The sequence below is a fragment of the Zeimonas arvi genome, assembly GCF_008039575.1.
GTDB classification, from domain to species: domain Bacteria; phylum Pseudomonadota; class Gammaproteobacteria; order Burkholderiales; family Burkholderiaceae_E; genus Zeimonas; species Zeimonas arvi.
In genome coordinates this window covers 100,699-116,630 of record NZ_VDUY01000001.1, presented here as the reverse complement: position 1 = coordinate 116,630, position 15,932 = coordinate 100,699, and the positions used below count along the sequence as shown (strand labels likewise).

Sequence of the window (15,932 nt, the reverse complement as noted above, 5' to 3'; positions counted from 1 at the left end):
CGGGCGATCCGCCCGGCGATCGGCTAATGTTGCGGTTCTCCCTGACAAGAACACGGATCCCGCGACATGAAATACCGCAGACTCGGCCGCAGCAACCTCCAGGTCTCCGAACTGTGCCTGGGCACGATGATGTTCGGCGACCAGACCGACGAGAAGGAATCGGCGGCCATCCTCGACTGCTGTCGCGCGCATGGCGTGAACTTCGTCGACACGGCCGACGTCTACACGCTGGGTGCCTCGGAGGCCATCCTGGGCCGGCTGATGAAGGCCGACCGGCACGACTGGGTGCTGGCCAGCAAGGTCGGCAACGCGATGAGCGACCGCAAGAACCAGGTCCGCTACTCGCGCAAGTGGATGCTCCAGGAGCTGGACGCGAGCCTGGACCGCCTGCAGACCGACTACCTCGATGTCTGGTACCTGCACCGCGACTTCCCCGGCACGAACGACGAAGAGGCGCTGCGCGCGATCGACGACGCGATCCGCGCCGGCAAGGTCCGCTACTGGGGCGTTTCGAACTTCCGCGGCTGGCGCATCGCCGAGCTGGTGCACCTGGCGCGTGACCTCGGCATGCCGGCCCCCGCAGCCTGCCAGCCCTATTACAACCTGCTGAACCGCCAGCCCGAGGTCGAGGTCCTGCCGGCCTGCGATCACCACGGACTGGGCGTGGCGCCCTACAGCCCGGTGGCGCGCGGCGTGCTCACCGGCAAGTACCAGCCGGGCAGCGCGCCCCCCGAGGGCACGCGCGCGGCGCGCGGCGACAAGCGCATTCTCGAGACCGAGTGGCGCGAGGAGTCGCTGGTCATCGCGCAGAAGCTCAAGGCGCACGCCGAGGCCCGCGGCATCACGCTGCTGCAGTTCGCGGTGGCCTGGTTGCTGGCCAATCGCACGATCAGCTCGGTGATCGCGGGGCCCAAGACGCTCGCCCAGTTCCGCGACTACTTCGCCGCGGTCGACTACGCCTGGACCGACGCGGACGAGGCGATCGTCGACGAGCTGGTGGTGCCGGGGCATGCCTCCACGCCTGGCTACCACGACCCGCAGTATCCGTTCTTCGGTCGCCGCCGTTGAAGCTCCTGCGGCGCAGCTGGCCCTGGTGGGTGGTGCTCGGCGTGGTCCTGGCGGGGCTGGCGCTGTGGGGGCTGCAGCGCGCGCGCGAAGTCGAGGTGGTCGCCGTGACCCGCGGGCCGGTGGTGCAGTCCATCGTCGCCACGGGACGGGTGGACACGCCGGCGCGCATCACGATCTCCAGCCAGTCGGCCGCGCGGATCGAGGAAGTGCTGGCGCGCGAGGGCGATCGGGTGAGTGCCGGCCAGCCGCTGGTGCGGCTGCGCAGCGACGAGGCGCAGGCCGCGCTCGATGCGGCGCGGGCGGCGCTGCGCGAGGCCGAGGGCCGGCAGCGCCAGCTCGAGCGGGTGCAGCGGCCGGTGGCCGAGCAGCAGCTCGCGCAGGCGCGCGCCAACCTCGAGGCCGCCCGGCGCGAGCTCGAGCGCGCCCGCGAGCTGGTCGCCCAGGGCTACGTGTCGCAGTCGCGGGTCGACGAGGCCCAGCGGCAAGTCGACACCGCCCGCGCGGCCCTGGCGTCGGCGCAGGCGCAGGCCGAAGGCGCGCGCGAGGGCGGCATCGAGGCCGAGCTGGCGCGGACGCGGATCGCGCAGGCGCGCGCCAACCTGGCCAGCGCCGAGGCTCGTCTGGACACGCTGGTGCTGGTGGCTCCGGCCGATGGAATCGTGCTGACCCGCGCCGCCGAGCCCGGCGACACCGCCCAGGTGGGCCGCGCGCTGCTCACGATGGCGCGCGCCGGCGCCACCCGGATCGTGGCCACGGTGGACGAGAAGAACCTGCGCTGGCTCGCGCCCGGCCAGAAGGCTTCCGCGCTGGCCGACGCCTTTCCGGGGCGGCCCTTCGAAGCCGCGCTGACCTGGGTCGCGCCCTCGGTCGACCTGCAGCGCGGCACCGTCGAGGTCTGGCTCGCGGTCGCCCGGCCCCCCGAGTTCCTGAAGCCGGACATGACAGTGTCGGTCGAGATGGTGGTGGCGCGGCGCGACAGCGCGCTCGTCCTGCCGGCCTGGGCGATCCGCGACGCCGAAACCGGCGCGAACCCCGGCGCCCACGTGCTGCTGATGCGCGACGGCCGGGCGCTGCGCCAGCCGGTGAAGCTGGGCCTGCGCGGCGTGGGCATCGTCGAGATCGTCGAGGGCCTGGCCGAGGGCGATCCGGTGATCACGCCTGAGTCCGGCGCGCTGGCCGGCGAGCGCGTGCGCCTGCCCGGGCCGCGCGCCCGGCTGAACATGGGAGAGGCGCCGGGCACGCGCTGAGCGTGCGCGGCCGCTCGCCGACACCCCGGCGCGATGCGCACGAGCCCGCCCATGCGCCGACTTCGCCTGCCCCGCCTGCCCTTCGAGTGGCTGGTCGCCCTGCGCTACCTGCGCGAGGGCAGGGCGCAGACGATCCTGATCCTGGCCGGCGTGACCGCCGGCGTGGCGGTGATCGTGTTTCTGACCCACCTGATCTCGCAGCTCCAGGACGCGATCATCGAGCGCACGCTGGGCAGCCAGGCGCACATCGTGGTCCGGCCGCCCGACCAGGTCGCGCTGCGGTCGCTGCCCGCCGAGGACACTGCCGCGATCGTGCAGCCGCGCGCGCAGCGCCTGCGCTCGGTCGACCAGTGGGAGGCGGTGGCTCGGCTCGCCGCGGCCACGCCCGGCGTGGTGGCGGTGTCGCCGGTGGTCTCGGGCGCCGGCTTCGCGCTGCGCGGCGAGGCCAGCCGCGCAATCGCGCTGACCGGCGTGGACCCCGAGCGCTACGCCCGGATCGTGAAGATCGACGACTACCTGGTGCGCGGCGCCTTCGAGGTGTCGGGCGCCAATGCGGTGATCGGTGTCGAGCTGGCCAATGACCTGGGCGTGGGCCTGGGCGACCGGATCCGCATCCTCACGCCCGAGGGGCGCGACGAGCTGGTGACCGTCACCGGACTCTTCGACATCGGCAATCGCGACCTGAACCGGCGCTGGGTCTTCGTGACGATCCGGCTCGCGCAGACCCTGCTCGACCTGCCGGGCGGCATCTCGAACATCGACCTGGCGGTGACCGACATCTTCGGCGCGGAAAAGATCGCCGGGCGGCTGCGCGCGCAGACCGGACTCTCGGTCGACAGCTGGATGACCACCAACGCGCAGCTGCTCTCGGCGTTGCGCAACCAGAGCGTGTCCAACGGACTGATCCGCGGTTTCGTGGTGGTGATCGTGGCGGTGGGCATCGCCAGCGTGCTGGTGGTGTCGGTGGTGCAGAAGCAGCGCGAGATCGGCATCCTGCGCGCGATGGGGGCGAGCCCATTGCGCATCATGGCGGTCTTCCTGGTGCAGGGCGGGCTCTACGGGTTGATCGGCTCGCTGCTCGGCGTGCTGCTGTCGGCGGGCCTGCTGCAGTTCTTCTCCAAGGTCTATCGCAACGCCGATGGCAGCGCGCTGTTCACCGTGGATCTCGATCCCTCCATCATGCTGGGCGCCTGCGGCATCGCGATGCTGGTCGGGCTTGCCTCGGCCGCGCTGCCGGCCCGCCGCGCGGCGAAGATGGACCCCGTTCAGGCGATCCGGATGTGAGCGAGTCCATCGTCGAACTGAAGGGCGTTCGCAAGTCCTACGGCGTGGGCAGCGCGGTGGAGTCCGAGGTGCTGCACGGGATCGACCTTCGGCTGCGCGAAGGCGAGTTCGTCGCGCTGGTCGGGCCGTCGGGCTCGGGCAAGAGCACGCTGCTGAACCTGATCGGGCTGCTCGAGCGGCCGACCTCCGGACACGTGGCGATCGCCGGCCGGCCGATCGAAGGGCTCGACGAGGCCGGCATCACCGAGCTGCGCGGCCGCACGATCGGCTTCGTCTTCCAGTTCCACCATCTGCTGCCTGCGTTCAGCGCGCTCGAGAACGTGATGATGCCGGCGATCATCGAGCGCGGCGTGCCCGATGACGAAGCCGAGCGGCGCGCGCGGGAGCTGCTCGCCCGGGTGGGGCTGGCCGGCGCCGAGCGCAAGAAGCCGGGCCAGCTTTCCGGAGGCATGCAGCAACGCGTGGCGATCGCGCGCGCGCTGTCGCTGTCGCCGCGGCTGATCCTGGCCGACGAGCCCACCGGCAACCTGGACACCAAGAGCGCCGAGGACGTGTTCGAGCTGCTGCTCGAGTTCAATCGCGACACCCGCGCCGCCTGTCTGATCGTGACTCACGACCCGCGGCTCGCCGCGCGCTGCCAGCGCAAGATCGAGATCGTCGACGGCCGGATCGTGGATGGCGTGTCATTCGGGCCCACCAGCGCCGACGAGTACGCGATGCGAGGATCGCCAAGATGAGTCCAGGGAAGCATTCGGAGCAGGCCGGGCAGGCTGGCGCGGAGCAGGCCGTGCCGGCGCTCGTCAGCCTGCGCGGCCTGCTGCGCACCGACCGCGCGCGTTTCGATCGGCTGATGGCGGGCTTCGTGCGGGTCTACGATGCCGCCTTCCCGATCGCATCCGAGCGCGAGGATCCGGCCGAGTGGCCCGCGCGGATGAGCGACGTGCGGCCGGCGAACGAGCCCTGGATGGACCTGGCCGTTCTGGTCGCGGGCGAAGCTGGCGGCGGCGTGACGGGCGTGACGGGCGTGGCCGATGTCCGCAGCGCCGGCGGCAGGCGGGAGAGGGTCCTCGGCGGCGTCGCGTTCGAGTACTACCCGCAGAGCCGATGCGGGTTGCTGACCTACATCGCGATCGATCCGGCGGCGCGCGGCCACGGACTCGCGCGCCCGCTGGCCGAGCGCGCGCTGGCCGGCCTGCGCGACGCGGCGCGTGCGAACGGGGCCGCGCTCGCCGCGGCGCTCGCCGAGGCGGAGCGCCCCGAGCGGCTCGATCCGGCGAACCCGGCTGCGGTTCGCACAGCCCGGCGCCGGCTTGCGATCCTGGCCCGGCTGGGCGCGCGGCGCCTGCAGGTCGGCTACGTGCAGCCGGAACTGCCCGGCGGAGACGGGCGCGCCGATCACCTGATGCTGCTGCGGCTCGACCGCGACGCTGCGCCGCTCGACACCGCGGCGTTGCGCGCCTTCCTGGTCGAGTTCTACCGCGCGCTGGGGGTCGAGGATCCGGAGAACGACCGTGACCTCAAGGCCTGCCTGCTCGAGTGCGGGCCCGATGTGCCCGCGGTGCGCCTCGAGGCGCCGCTGCTCGAGTTCCCCGATGCCGCGGTCTGCCTTCACGTCGTGTCGCACGAACCGCGCTCGGCCGAGCCTGCCTTGCACCGGATGTGTCCGATCTTCGGTTCGATGGAAGGCGACCTGCTGTCCTATGCCTTCCAGGCGTCGCGGCCCTTCCTGAGCCACTGCATCACCCATGGCGACGAGGACGCGCCGCCCGACTCGGTGAAGCTCGACATCGAGATCCACTTTCCGACGGCGCTCGAGTACCGCTCCGAAGGCCGCCGCGAGGCGATCGCCTGCGGCGCGCCGCAGCGCCGGGTGCGCGGTTACCTGAACCGCACCCGCTACGAGGCGGCCGGGCGCACCGTCTGGCACCTCACGCTGCGGCCTGCCGATGGCGACTGGTTCGACGAGTACGACCTGATCAAGCTGATCCACCTGTACGACGGGGTGACCGAGGACACCCAGCTGCACCGGAAAATCCGCTTCCGGGTCGAGGGCGCCGAGGTGGGCACCGTGGAGGGGCTGGTGCCGGCCGCGGTTCGGCAGCTGGTCGGTATCGACATCGCGGGCGAGGTCGAACGAGAGGGCCAGGATGGCCAGGCTCGCTCGGGGGGCGGCGGGCCCCGCGGCTCGCGGCCGGTGGCCGGCACGATCGAGCTGGTCGAGCGCGCAGGCGATCCGCGTTCGCTGACCGCCGCGATCGCCGCGATGCGCGGCGGCGAGGTCGGCGACTGGAACGGCAGGCAGGCCGGACTCTTGCGCGCGGCCTGTGGCGTGGTCACCGGGATCTTCGACTTCGAGGAGATCGACCTGGCCGAGGCCGAGGACACCTTGACTGCGACGCTCGAGCGCGACGACGCCTTCACCCGCATCCATCGCCGCACGCTGTTCCACGTGACCGAGGCCGACCGCGCGCTCGAGGCCACCGTGGGCACGGTGGGCATCAGTCCCTATCTGCTGGTCCCGCACGCGGTGATCGTGCTGAACGAGGACCTGCTGCGCGAGGCCGGCGCTCGCGCGACCGAGGTCCTCGGCGACGGCAAGGTTCGCCTGCCAGAACTGGAGACCGCGCGCGAGCTGGTCGACCGCAACCTGAAGGGTCTCTGGCTGCCCAACGTGTTCCACTACGACACCGAGCGCCAGCTCTACCGACTGGGCCTGTCCGGGCGCGGCGCCGACGACCAGCGCGACGCGCTGAAGCTGCGGCTCGAGGAGATCGACTCCAGGCTGGAAGATGCCTGGCAGCACCGCCGCGACATGAGCCAGATGATCATCGCGGTGCTCCTCGCGATGGTCTCGCTGGTCCAGATCTACCAGCCGGTCGTGGACACGATCGAGCTGTTCGCCGACGACAGCCCCGAGGCGGGCGCGGCGCTGTGGCGCGGGCTCAAGTTCGCGGCCTTCACCGTCGGATTCGCGGCGCTGATGGTGCTGCTGTGGATGCTGGGGATCCGCAGGCGGAAGGCGGCGCGGGAAGACTGAGGCCGCTCGTTGAGGCCGCTCACCGAGGCCGATCAGGCCTCTGTACGTCTCGGCAAGGCGCGTGTCGCGCGCGGCGACATGTCGCTCGCCGATCCGCCGGGCGTATCGGGCGGGTGAGCCACCCGCCCGAATCCCTCAGGGCTTGAACTGATACCCCGGCCCGATTGCCGCATCCGCCGGGATCGCCGGCAGGTCGGAGAACAGCTGCGGGTACTTCTGCATCACCGCCAGCATGTGCTTGGGCTCGATGTGCTTGTTCACGTCGAAGGTCGACTTCAGGAAACCCAGCTTGTGCAGCGTCTCTTGCGCCACGTGCAGCGCGCGGTAGTTGTTCGCCGAAAGCCGGCGGTCGGCCTGCTGGATGTTGAACTCCATCGCCGCCTCGGCGATCTCCTGCTTCAGGCCGGGAATCCAACGGGTGGCGACCTGGGCGGCTTGCTTGGGATTGGCGCGCATCCACTTGTCGGCCTCGGACACGGCGGCCAGGAACTTCTCGATGGTCTCGCCGTTCTTCTCGACCCAGGCGCGGGTGGCCACGTTGAACCCCAGGTAGGAGATCACGTCGCCGCCGCGGATCACCTCGATCGCGCCGGGCACGTCCTTGATCGCCACGATCGGCCACGGATCCCAGGCCGAGAACGCGTCGATGCCCTTGGACAGCAGCGCCACCGTCATGTCCGGCGGCGGCGTATTGACCAGCGTGACATCGTTCGGCGTGAGCCCGGCCTTCTCGAGCAGCGCCAGCGCGTACAGGTGGTTGATCGTGCCGAACGAGGCGGCGATCTTCTTGCCCTTGAGCGACTTCAGGTCGCCCTTGACGATTCCCGAGTCGGCCCGTGCGATCAGCGCCATCGTGGCGTCGGAGCCCATCTTGGTGGCATTGCCGCTGTAGTTGCCCAGCGCCACCAGGTCCATGCCGCGGAGCACCGCGCCGATCATCGGCACGCCCACCTGCACGATCTCGCTCTCGCCGGCCTGCAGGGCGTTGAGCGCGTCCACGCCGGTGGCATAGGGCCGGGCGATCGTCACGTCGAGCCCGTACTTCTCGAAGAAGCCGCGCTCGAGCGCGATCGGCAGGCCCACCTGGTCGATGCCGGTGACCATGCCCGCCTTGACCTTCACCAGGTTCTGCGCCTGGACGCCGACCGCCATCAGCATCGCGCAGCCGAACAACAGCGCTCTCTTGAACATCGTCGTCTCCTCTTCTTACTGGTCGGGTGGAAGTGGCTCGACGCGCGATACCCAGTAATACCGCGCGATCGCGTTCAGACTGGCCGGCTCGACGCCCCGTACTTCGACCGAATCGTCGGTCGTTCCGGACACGCGGCCGAACTTCTGGAACATCAGAACATGAAAGCGCTCCGGGCGGAACGGCAGCCTCACGAGCAGATTGACCTTCGCCCTGCTGCGGTCGATCTCGGGCGAGATCTTGCCCGGCGCGGCGATGCCCAGCCAAGCCTGCCAGGCCAGGTAGAGCACGACGGCGCCGAGCACGATGCGGCCTCGCGTCGTCCGGAGAATGGCCCGGATCACGCCGACCGCACCTTCTGCAGCACCAGCGCGCTCAGCCCCTTGAACTGCTCGTCTTCCATCAGCGCGTCCCAGCGGCGCGGATGCGGCAGCGGCACCTCGATCTCGGTCAGCACGTGGCCCTTGCTCAGCACGACCACCCGGTTGGCCAGGAACACCGCCTCGGCCACGTCATGGGTGATGAAGATCACCGTGGTGCGCCGCTCCTGCCAGATCCGGGTGAGCTCTTCCTGCAGGGTCATTCGCGTCTGCGCGTCCACGCTGGCGAAGGGCTCGTCCATCAGCAGCACGTCGGGGTGGTTGGCCAGCGCGCGCACCACGCCGACCCGCTGCTGCATGCCGCCCGACAGCTCGTTCGGGTAGCGGTCGGCTGCGTGCGAGAGACCGGCCAGCTCGAGGAACTCGCGGGCGATGGCCTCGCGCTCGGCGCGGCCCACGCCGCGCATCTTCGGGCCGAAGGCCACGTTTTCCAGCACGGTCTTCCACGGGAAGAGCGCGAAGGACTGGAAGACCACGCCGCGGTCGGGCCCGGGCCCGTGCACCGGCTGGCCGTCGACCAGGATCTCGCCCCCGCTGGCCGGCAGGAAGCCGGCGACCATGTTCAGGATGGTGGTCTTGCCGCAGCCCGAGGGCCCCACGATGGACACGAACTCGCCGGGCTGCACGGTGAGCGAGACATCGCGGATCGCGGTGACCTGCGAGCCGGCGTACGGGTCGAAGTAGGTCTTCTGGAGGTTCTTCAGGACGAGGCTCTTCATTGCCTTTGCACCATTCCCCAACGCTGGCCGGTGGCCCGCTCGATCGGCGCCAGCACCCAGGCGTCCACGATGTACCAGAGCACGCCCAGCACGATCATGCCCAGCATGATCTCGACCACCGAGCCGGCGCGCCGCGCGTCGAACATCAGGAAGCCGATGCCGCTGGTGCCCACGATGATCTCGGCTGCGATCAGCGCGCGCCAGCCGTATCCCAGGCCGTTGCGCAGACCGGTCACGATGTTCGGCAGCGAGCCGGGCAGCACCACCTCCCATACCACCCGGGCGGGCGACGCGCCCAGGCTTCGCGCGGCGCGGTGCAGGTCCAGCGGGATCGAGCGCACGCCGAGCACAGTGTTCAGCACGATCGGGAACAGCACCGTGTACACGATCACGAAGGTCATCGTGGTGAGCCCGAAACCGAACCAGATCAGCAGGATCGGCAGCCAGGCGATGTCGCCGATCGCCTGGAAGAAGAGCAGGACCGGCCACAGCGCGGTGTGCGCCCGCTTGCTGAGCCCGACCAGCAGGCCGAGCGGAATGCCGATGGCCACGCCTGCCGCGGCGCCCACCGCCAGGCGCGTCACGCTGTCGGACAGGTATTCGGGCAGGATGCCCTTGTAGGTGAGCGTGAAGAAGGAGGCCACGACCTCGGCCGGCCCCGGGAAGAAGGCCCTCGGGAACACCTCGGCCTCGGCCATGGCCCACCACAGCGCGAGCAGGGGCAGGAACGGAACGATCGAGCGCAGCGCCGGCCAGCGCGCGGTCGCGCGCATGTAGGGGCCCCACACGCGCAGGTTCCAGGCACGGAGCACGCCGCTCATGCCGCCCGCACCATGCCCCAGCGCTCCATCGTGGCGCGCTCGAGCGGCACCAGCAACAGCCGGTCGATCAGCAGCCAGAGAACGCCGATCACGATCATGCCGAACACGATCACCTCGGTTCGGTAGAAGTCGCGCGCCACGAAGAGCATGTAGCCCAGGCCCACGTTGGTGGCGATCATCTCGGCCGCGATCAGGCCGCGCCAGGCGAAGCCCAGGCCGGTGCGGATGCCGGTCACGATGTTGGGCAGCGCGCCCGGCAGCAGCACCTGGGTCACCTGCTGCCAGGGTCCGGCGCCCAGCGATGCCGCCGCGTGGCGCAGCGGCATCGGGATGCTGGCCACGCCGAGCAGCGTGTTGTAGGTGACCACGAAGAAGACTGCGTTGAAGATCACGAACACGATCGCGCCGAAGCCGTAGCCGAACCACAGCGTGGCGATCGGGATCCAGGCGATGCCGGCCAGGACCGAGAAGAAGCGGAAGATCGGCGTGAAGAAGCTCGAGATGCCCGGGCTCACCCCCATCGCGATGCCCATCGGGATCGCGACGACCAGCGCCAGCACGGTGCCCACCAGCACCCGCCACATGCTCGCGGCCACGTGGGCGAGCAGCGAGCCGTCGGCCAGCGATTCGATCGCGGCCGCGCCGACCGCCCCGACGCCCGGAAACAGGCGAGGGTTCACGTCGAAGGCGCGCACCACGATCGCCCACAGCACGACCAGCGCGATCAGCGGCAGGGCGAACATCCCTGCCGACACGAGCCTTCGCATCGAGCTTCGTCTCCCGTCGGTTCGTTCTGGACGCCCCGGTTCTCGGCGGGGCCGCGCGCGGATGCGCGAAGGCCGCGCGCGCGAAGCGGCGGCGGAGCGGCGATGAGACCGGTTTGCCGCCGCCGTGTCAAGCGGGAGGGTTTCGCGAATCAGCTGGCCGAGATCGTGGCCACCGCCTGGCCTTCCTGGATCGGGTCGCCTTCCGCGACCAGCAACTCCGCAAGCGTGCCGTCCTCGTCGGCCACCACCGGGATCTCCATCTTCATCGACTCGATCAGCATGATCTCGTCGCCCGAGGCGATCGCGTCGCCGGGTTGCTTGAGCAGCTTCCAGACCGAGCCGGTGACCTCGGAGAGGACCTTGATGCTTTTTGCCATGGTGTGCGTTCCTGTCAGGTGTGTCGAATAGGGGGGTGCGTCAGTAGCTGGTCGGCCAGGTCCGCATCAGGTGCTCGCCCACGCCGCCCGCCATCCGGAGTCCGGCGGAGTCGAGCAGCTCGGCCAGCGTGTCGCGCGTGCGCTCGGGCATGACCACGATGTGCCCGTTGTAGGGCGAGGCCATCTCGTAGGCCGAGGTCTCCTTGGCCATCTCGTCGAGCAGCGCGTCGTAGCGCTCCGGGTCGTCGTCGCGCTTGACGCCGTGCACGATGGTGACCGCGTGCCGTGGGTCCATGAAGTTGATCTCGGCGCTGGGCCACATCAGCACGACGTCGGCGTTGCCGCCACCGCCCATGTTGAGCACCGCCTGCCCGTAGGTCTTGCGCACGATCACCGAGAACTTGGGCACCGTGACGAGCGAAATCGCGTTCATCCAGTTCATCACCCGCCCGATCGCGCCCCGCCGTTCCCCCTCGATGCCGATCAGGAAGCCCGGCTGGTCCACGAAGAACACAAGGGGAATGTTGAAGGAGTCGCACAGCACCATGAAGGAGGTGGCCTTCTCGCAGGCGTCGACGTCGATCGCCCCGCCCTTGTGCAGCGGGTTGTTGGCCACGATGCCGACGACACGGCCGTCGATGCGGGCCAGCGCGGTCACGATGTTCTTCGCGTAACGTGCCTTCATCTCGAACAGCGAGCCCCGGTCGACGATGCAGTCGAGGATCTTGCGCATGTCGTAGACCCGGGTCCGCTCGAGCGGCAGCAGCTGGCGAACCTTGTCGATGTCGGGGCGCAGCTCGGGGCCGGACGGGCCGAGCGGAGGCGCTTCCCGGTGATGCGAAGGAAGGTAGGACAGGAAGCGGCGCACCGCGTCGATCGCCTGCTCGTCGGTGTCGACCGCCAGGTCGACCATGCCGGTCACGTCGGTGTGCATGCGCCAGCCGCCGAGGTCCTCGGGCTCCATCGCCTCGCTGATCGCCATCGAGGTCAGCTTGACGCTGGACACCGCCATGACCGCGCCCTTGCGCATCACGACGAAGTCCGACAGGGCCGCGTACCAGGACGACGAGCCATAGCAGTGCCCCAGCACCGCCGACGCCCAGGGCGTCTCGCGCATGCGCCGGTACTGCGTCGGCCGGTCGCCCGCGCCGATGCCGCGCGCGCCCATCACGTCGGGCATGCGCGCGCCGGTCGATTCGCCGATGAAGACGATCGGCAGGCCGCGCCGCGTGGCGATGTCCTTCACGTGCCCGACCTTGCGGCTGTTCGTCGAGGCGCTCGACGCGCCCATGACGGTGAAGTCGTTCGAGACGACCGCCGCCGGGCGCCCGTCGATCCGGACCAGGCCGGAGATCTTGCCGTCGGCGGGGGTGCGCTCCCGATCGGCCTCCCGGGCCGACTGCGCGAAAAGCCCGAACTCGGTGAAGGAGTCGGGATCGGCGAGGCGGTCGATCCGCTCGCGCGCGTTAAGGAGGCCCGTCGCGCGCCGCGCCGCGAGCTTGGCGGGGCCGCCCATCGCACGGGCCCGGGCCGCGCGCTCCTGGAACTCCAGCTCCAGCTGGTCGAAGGTCGGGGTCGCGGCGCTCATCAGCCGAGCTCCTTCACCAGGACCGAGTTGGTCTCGTAGTCGCGCTTCAGCAGGTCGGCGAGCTGCCCCGGGGTGCTCGAGCGCACCTCGATGCCCTGCTGAAGGGTGCGCTCGACAAGCGGCTTGTCGGCGGCGGCCGCCACCGCGGCGCCGTTGAGTCGGCCGATCGCCTGCGCCGGCGTGCCCGCCGGCACGAACAGCGCGAACCAGCTCGGTGTCGGGCCGTCCACGCCGATCTCCTGGAAGGTCGGGATCTCTGGTGCCGCCGGCGAGCGCCGCGGCGCCGAAATCGCGATCGGCTTGAGCTTGCCCGCCCTGATCTGCGGCAGCAGCACCGGCAGCAGCGCGACCACCAGGTTCACGTGGCCGGCGATGGCGTCGTTGGTCGCCTGGGCGCCGCCCTTGTACGGCACGTGCAGCAGCTGGATGCCGGCGCGCTTGTTGATCGTCTTGACCTGGGTCTCGAGCGACGCCGAGCTGATCATCAGCTTGCCGGGGCTGGCCTTGGCCAGTTCGATCAGCTCCCTGGGCGAGTTCGCCGGCAGGCTCGGGTGCGCGGCCACCAGGAAGGGCATCGATGCCACCAGGCTGATCGGGGTGATGTCCTTGAATACGTCCACGGGGGGCACCGGGCCGAAGTGCGGATTCGATGCCAGCCCGCTGGTGCCGAAGTAGATCGTGTAGCCATCGGCCGGCGAGCGGGCCGCGATCTCCAGGCCGATGTTGGTCGCCGCGCCGGGACGGTTCTCGATGATCACCGGTTGGCCGAGTTCGTGAGCGAAGGGCTCGGCGAAGGCCCGCGCCAGGATGTCGGTGCTGCCGCCTGGCGGGTAGGGAACCACCAGACGGATCGGCTTGCTCGGAAAGGCCTGTGCGAAGGCTGGCAGGCTGGCGAGTGCGGGCAGGGCGCCGAGGGCGGCGGCCTGCTTCAATGCGCGGCGGCGCGAAGGTCCGGAAGTCATCGAAGTCGTCTCCTGTTCGTTGCGCGGCGGTCGCCGACGGCGAGTTGCCAATTCTAATTAATGTCGACAATAATACGCAAATGGCAAAACCGAGAACAGCCAACCTGCCCGACCTCTCGGGACTGCGCGAGCCGCCCAGCGAGTTCATGCGCGACATCCAGCGCGTGCTGCTGCGGCGAGGCGACCACGATCTGCCCTCGCTGTCGATAGCGGAGCAGGTCGCCGCCCGGCTCGCCGGCATGATCGCACTCGACCGGCTCAAGCCGGGCCAGCGGATCCTGGAGGAGGAGATCTGCGCCGTCCTGGGCGTGAGCCGGGCGCCGGTGCGCGAGGCCCTGCGCATGCTCGAGCGCGACCGCCTGCTGGTGGTCGTCCCGCGCAAGGGCGCGCAGGTGTCGGACTACAGCCTGCAGGAGCTGCACGACATCTTCGAGGTGCGCGCATCGCTGATCGCCACCACCTACGAGGGCATGGTGCGGGCGCACCCGGAGGAGTTCGCCGACGCGATCGCGACCGGCCTGGCCGAGCTCGAGACCGCGGCGAAGTCGGGGTCGCGCGACGACTACGCGCTCGCCTCCTTCCGGCTCACCACCCGCCTGCGCGCGCTGTGCGACAACGGCCTGCTCTTCGACATGGTGCAGTCGCTCGCGCTGCAGACGCTGCGCTATTCGCGGCTCGGCTTCGGCGCGGCCCGGGGGATCGAGCGCTCGCTGCGCGACTGGCGCGCCATCCTGCGCGCGGCGCGCCGCCGCGATGCGGGGAAGGCCGCCGAGCTGGTCCGCCGGCGGATCGGCGGCTCGCGGGACGCGGCCATGCACGCCCTGCAGGCGGAGCTCGCCGCGCGGGAGGCGGCCGCTTCGGAGAACGGCACTGGAGACGAGGAACGATGAGCGAACCGACGAAGGATGCACAGGACGACCGCTACGCCGAGCTCGCCGCGCGCCGCGCGAGCGCGCTGCAGATGGGTGGCGACGAGGCGATCCTCAAGAACCGCGAGCGCGGGCGCCTGAACGTGCGCGAGCGGATCGGGCGCCTGGCCGACCCAGGTAGCTTCCGCGAGATGGGCGCGCTGGCCGGCAAGGGCAGGTACGACAGGGAAGGGCGCTTCGAATCGTTCACGCCGTCGAACGCGGTGATCGGCAGCGCGCGGCTCGACGGGCGGCGCGCCGTGCTGTCGGCCGACGATTTCACCATCCGGGGCGGTTCCTCGGAGTCCACGGTTTCCGACAAGTGGGTCTACGCCGAGCGCTACGCGCACGAGATGCAGATTCCGCTGGTGCGGCTGGTCGACACCGCCGGCGGCAGCGTCAAGCTGCTCGAGCAGCAGCAGTCGACGAAGATCCCCGGCTACTCCGCCTGGCCGTCGATTTCGCTGCTCTCGCGCGTGCCGGTGGTGGGCGTGGCGCTGGGCGCCTGCGCGGGCCTGGGTGCGATCAAGGTGGCGGCATCGCACTTTTCGGTCATGCTGCGCGGCGCCTCCCAGGTGTTCGCGGGCGGCCCCCCGGTGGTCAAGCAGGGCATCGGCGTGGACATCGACAAGGAGGCGCTGGGCGGCTGGGAGGTGCACGCCAGGCAGTCGGGCGTCGTGAACAACGTCGCCGACACCGAGGACGACGCCTTCGCGCAGGTGCGCGCCTTCCTCTCGTACCTGCCGTCCAGCGTCTTCGAGACGCCGCCGAGCGCCGAGCCGCGGCCGCCGGCGCCGGGGCAGGTGGCCTGGCTCGACCAGGCGGTGCCGGAAGACCGGCGCCGCATCTACGATCCGCGCAAGATCCTCCGGGCGGTCTTCGACGAGGACAGCCTGTTCGAGATCTCGCCGCTCTTCGGCGGCTCGACCATCGCGATGCTCGCCCGCTTCGAGGGGCAGGTGGTCGGGGTGCTGGCCAACGACCCGCGGGTGATGGGCGGAGCGCTGACCTCCGCGGCCGCGCGCAAGACCGAGCGTTTCGTCGATCTCTGCGACACCTTCCATATCCCGATCGTCAACTTCGTGGACCAGCCCGGCGTGATGTTCGGGCTCGAGGCCGAACGCGCCGGGACCATGCGCGACGCGATCCGGGCGATCGCGGCCATCGAGCAGGCGCGGGTGCCCTGGTTCTCGGTGATGATCCGGCGCGCCTTCGGCGTGGGCGGCGGCATGCACGGCCCCAAGCACGGCCCCGAAGGCCGCTCGCTCAACCACCGGGTGGCCTGGCCGACCGCGCGCTGGGGCTCGATCCCGATCGAGGGTGGCGTCGCGGCCGCCTACCGGCGGGACATCGAGGCATCGGCCGACCCGAAGGCGCGGCGCGACGAGCTGGAGGCCTACTACCACCGACTCAGTTCACCCTTCCGCACCGCCGAACGCTTCGGCATCGTGGACATCATCCGGCCCGCGGAGACCCGGGACGCGATCCGGGACTGGCTGGTCGACGCGGCGCAGCTTTGCGCCCGCCAGACCGGCACCAAGCAGCGCGGCCTGCGCTGAAACCGGCCGGCGCTCGGGCGCCGGCG

General features: G+C 70.5%; 15 protein-coding genes. 7 read left to right on the top strand and 8 right to left on the bottom strand.

Going from position 1 to position 15,932, the window contains the following annotated elements:
* Positions 1 to 66 precede the first annotated feature (66 nt).
* The 5 genes from FHP08_RS00530 to FHP08_RS00510 are packed head-to-tail and all read left to right on the top strand — an operon-like array spanning position 67 to position 6,636.
* Positions 67 to 1,068 (top strand): aldo/keto reductase, encoded by a 1,002-nt coding sequence (locus tag FHP08_RS00530; protein WP_147702361.1) that lies wholly within the window; start codon positions 67 to 69, stop codon positions 1,066 to 1,068.
* Positions 1,065 to 2,315, top strand: coding sequence for an efflux RND transporter periplasmic adaptor subunit (locus tag FHP08_RS00525; RefSeq protein ID WP_225878977.1), 1,251 nt, complete (start codon positions 1,065 to 1,067; stop codon positions 2,313 to 2,315). Before FHP08_RS00530 ends, FHP08_RS00525 begins: the two co-directional genes overlap by 4 nt.
* A gap of 51 nt (positions 2,316 to 2,366) precedes the next feature.
* Positions 2,367 to 3,599 (top strand): ABC transporter permease, encoded by a 1,233-nt coding sequence (locus FHP08_RS00520; RefSeq protein ID WP_147702360.1) that lies wholly within the window; start codon positions 2,367 to 2,369, stop codon positions 3,597 to 3,599.
* On the top strand, positions 3,596 to 4,336 hold the full coding sequence (locus tag FHP08_RS00515; protein ID WP_147702359.1) for an ABC transporter ATP-binding protein: 741 nt from the start codon (positions 3,596 to 3,598) through the stop codon (positions 4,334 to 4,336). Before FHP08_RS00520 ends, FHP08_RS00515 begins: the two co-directional genes overlap by 4 nt.
* Positions 4,333 to 6,636: a hypothetical protein gene (locus FHP08_RS00510; protein ID WP_147702358.1), complete on the top strand. Its 2,304-nt coding sequence runs from the start codon at positions 4,333 to 4,335 to the stop codon at positions 6,634 to 6,636. The genes FHP08_RS00515 and FHP08_RS00510 overlap by 4 nt, the downstream gene beginning before the upstream one ends.
* A 135-nt stretch (positions 6,637 to 6,771) precedes the next feature.
* On the opposite strand, the gene FHP08_RS00505 is transcribed toward FHP08_RS00510, so the two are convergent.
* The 8 genes from FHP08_RS00505 to FHP08_RS00470 all read right to left on the bottom strand — a co-directional run bounded on the left by FHP08_RS00505 (position 6,772) and on the right by FHP08_RS00470 (position 13,439).
* Positions 6,772 to 7,827: an ABC transporter substrate-binding protein gene (locus FHP08_RS00505; protein ID WP_147702357.1), complete on the bottom strand. Its 1,056-nt coding sequence runs from the start codon at positions 7,825 to 7,827 to the stop codon at positions 6,772 to 6,774.
* A 15-nt stretch (positions 7,828 to 7,842) separates the two neighbouring features.
* Positions 7,843 to 8,169 (bottom strand): hypothetical protein, encoded by a 327-nt coding sequence (locus FHP08_RS00500; protein WP_147702356.1) that lies wholly within the window; start codon positions 8,167 to 8,169, stop codon positions 7,843 to 7,845.
* A complete protein-coding gene (locus FHP08_RS00495; protein ID WP_147702355.1) occupies positions 8,166 to 8,924 on the bottom strand; it encodes an ABC transporter ATP-binding protein in 759 nt (252 codons plus the stop codon). The genes FHP08_RS00500 and FHP08_RS00495 overlap by 4 nt, the downstream gene beginning before the upstream one ends.
* A complete protein-coding gene (locus FHP08_RS00490) occupies positions 8,921 to 9,745 on the bottom strand; it encodes an ABC transporter permease (RefSeq protein WP_147702354.1) in 825 nt (274 codons plus the stop codon). Before FHP08_RS00490 ends, FHP08_RS00495 begins: the two co-directional genes overlap by 4 nt.
* Entirely contained in the window at positions 9,742 to 10,512 is a 771-nt protein-coding gene (locus tag FHP08_RS00485) for an ABC transporter permease (protein ID WP_147702353.1), read from the bottom strand. Before FHP08_RS00485 ends, FHP08_RS00490 begins: the two co-directional genes overlap by 4 nt.
* 149 nt (positions 10,513 to 10,661) lie before the next feature.
* Positions 10,662 to 10,889, bottom strand: coding sequence for a biotin/lipoyl-binding carrier protein (locus tag FHP08_RS00480; protein WP_147702352.1), 228 nt, complete (start codon positions 10,887 to 10,889; stop codon positions 10,662 to 10,664).
* A 40-nt stretch (positions 10,890 to 10,929) separates the two neighbouring features.
* Positions 10,930 to 12,477 carry an acyl-CoA carboxylase subunit beta gene (locus FHP08_RS00475; RefSeq protein WP_147702351.1) on the bottom strand — a complete coding sequence of 516 codons (1,548 nt, stop codon included), beginning with the start codon at positions 12,475 to 12,477 and terminating at the stop codon, positions 10,930 to 10,932.
* Entirely contained in the window at positions 12,477 to 13,439 is a 963-nt protein-coding gene (locus FHP08_RS00470; protein ID WP_147702350.1) for a Bug family tripartite tricarboxylate transporter substrate binding protein, read from the bottom strand. The genes FHP08_RS00475 and FHP08_RS00470 overlap by 1 nt, the downstream gene beginning before the upstream one ends.
* A gap of 80 nt (positions 13,440 to 13,519) precedes the next feature.
* Here FHP08_RS00470 and FHP08_RS00465 point away from each other — a divergent pair, with 80 nt between their 5' ends.
* Together FHP08_RS00465 and FHP08_RS00460 are read left to right on the top strand one after the other, a co-directional pair.
* Positions 13,520 to 14,329, top strand: a complete 810-nt coding sequence (locus FHP08_RS00465) for a GntR family transcriptional regulator (RefSeq protein ID WP_187272109.1) — start codon at positions 13,520 to 13,522, stop codon at positions 14,327 to 14,329.
* On the top strand, positions 14,326 to 15,906 hold the full coding sequence (locus tag FHP08_RS00460) for an acyl-CoA carboxylase subunit beta (protein ID WP_147702348.1): 1,581 nt from the start codon (positions 14,326 to 14,328) through the stop codon (positions 15,904 to 15,906). Before FHP08_RS00465 ends, FHP08_RS00460 begins: the two co-directional genes overlap by 4 nt.
* The last annotated feature ends 26 nt before the right edge of the window (positions 15,907 to 15,932 follow it).

What these genes read in the sequence shown, in the direction of transcription:
- FHP08_RS00460 (WP_147702348.1), top strand. Translation starts at nt 14,326, where the DNA reads ATGAGCGAACCGACGAAGGATGCACAGGACGACCGCTACGCCGAGCTC.
- FHP08_RS00490 (WP_147702354.1), bottom strand. Translation starts at nt 9,745, where the DNA reads ATGAGCGGCGTGCTCCGTGCCTGGAACCTGCGCGTGTGGGGCCCCTAC.
- FHP08_RS00520 (WP_147702360.1), top strand. Translation starts at nt 2,367, where the DNA reads ATGCGCCGACTTCGCCTGCCCCGCCTGCCCTTCGAGTGGCTGGTCGCC.
- FHP08_RS00470 (WP_147702350.1), bottom strand. Translation starts at nt 13,439, where the DNA reads ATGACTTCCGGACCTTCGCGCCGCCGCGCATTGAAGCAGGCCGCCGCC.
- FHP08_RS00465 (WP_187272109.1), top strand. Translation starts at nt 13,520, where the DNA reads ATGGCAAAACCGAGAACAGCCAACCTGCCCGACCTCTCGGGACTGCGC.
- FHP08_RS00510 (WP_147702358.1), top strand. Translation starts at nt 4,333, where the DNA reads ATGAGTCCAGGGAAGCATTCGGAGCAGGCCGGGCAGGCTGGCGCGGAG.
- FHP08_RS00530 (WP_147702361.1), top strand. Translation starts at nt 67, where the DNA reads ATGAAATACCGCAGACTCGGCCGCAGCAACCTCCAGGTCTCCGAACTG.
- FHP08_RS00495 (WP_147702355.1), bottom strand. Translation starts at nt 8,924, where the DNA reads ATGAAGAGCCTCGTCCTGAAGAACCTCCAGAAGACCTACTTCGACCCG.
- FHP08_RS00485 (WP_147702353.1), bottom strand. Translation starts at nt 10,512, where the DNA reads ATGCGAAGGCTCGTGTCGGCAGGGATGTTCGCCCTGCCGCTGATCGCG.
- FHP08_RS00475 (WP_147702351.1), bottom strand. Translation starts at nt 12,477, where the DNA reads ATGAGCGCCGCGACCCCGACCTTCGACCAGCTGGAGCTGGAGTTCCAG.
- FHP08_RS00505 (WP_147702357.1), bottom strand. Translation starts at nt 7,827, where the DNA reads ATGTTCAAGAGAGCGCTGTTGTTCGGCTGCGCGATGCTGATGGCGGTC.
- FHP08_RS00480 (WP_147702352.1), bottom strand. Translation starts at nt 10,889, where the DNA reads ATGGCAAAAAGCATCAAGGTCCTCTCCGAGGTCACCGGCTCGGTCTGG.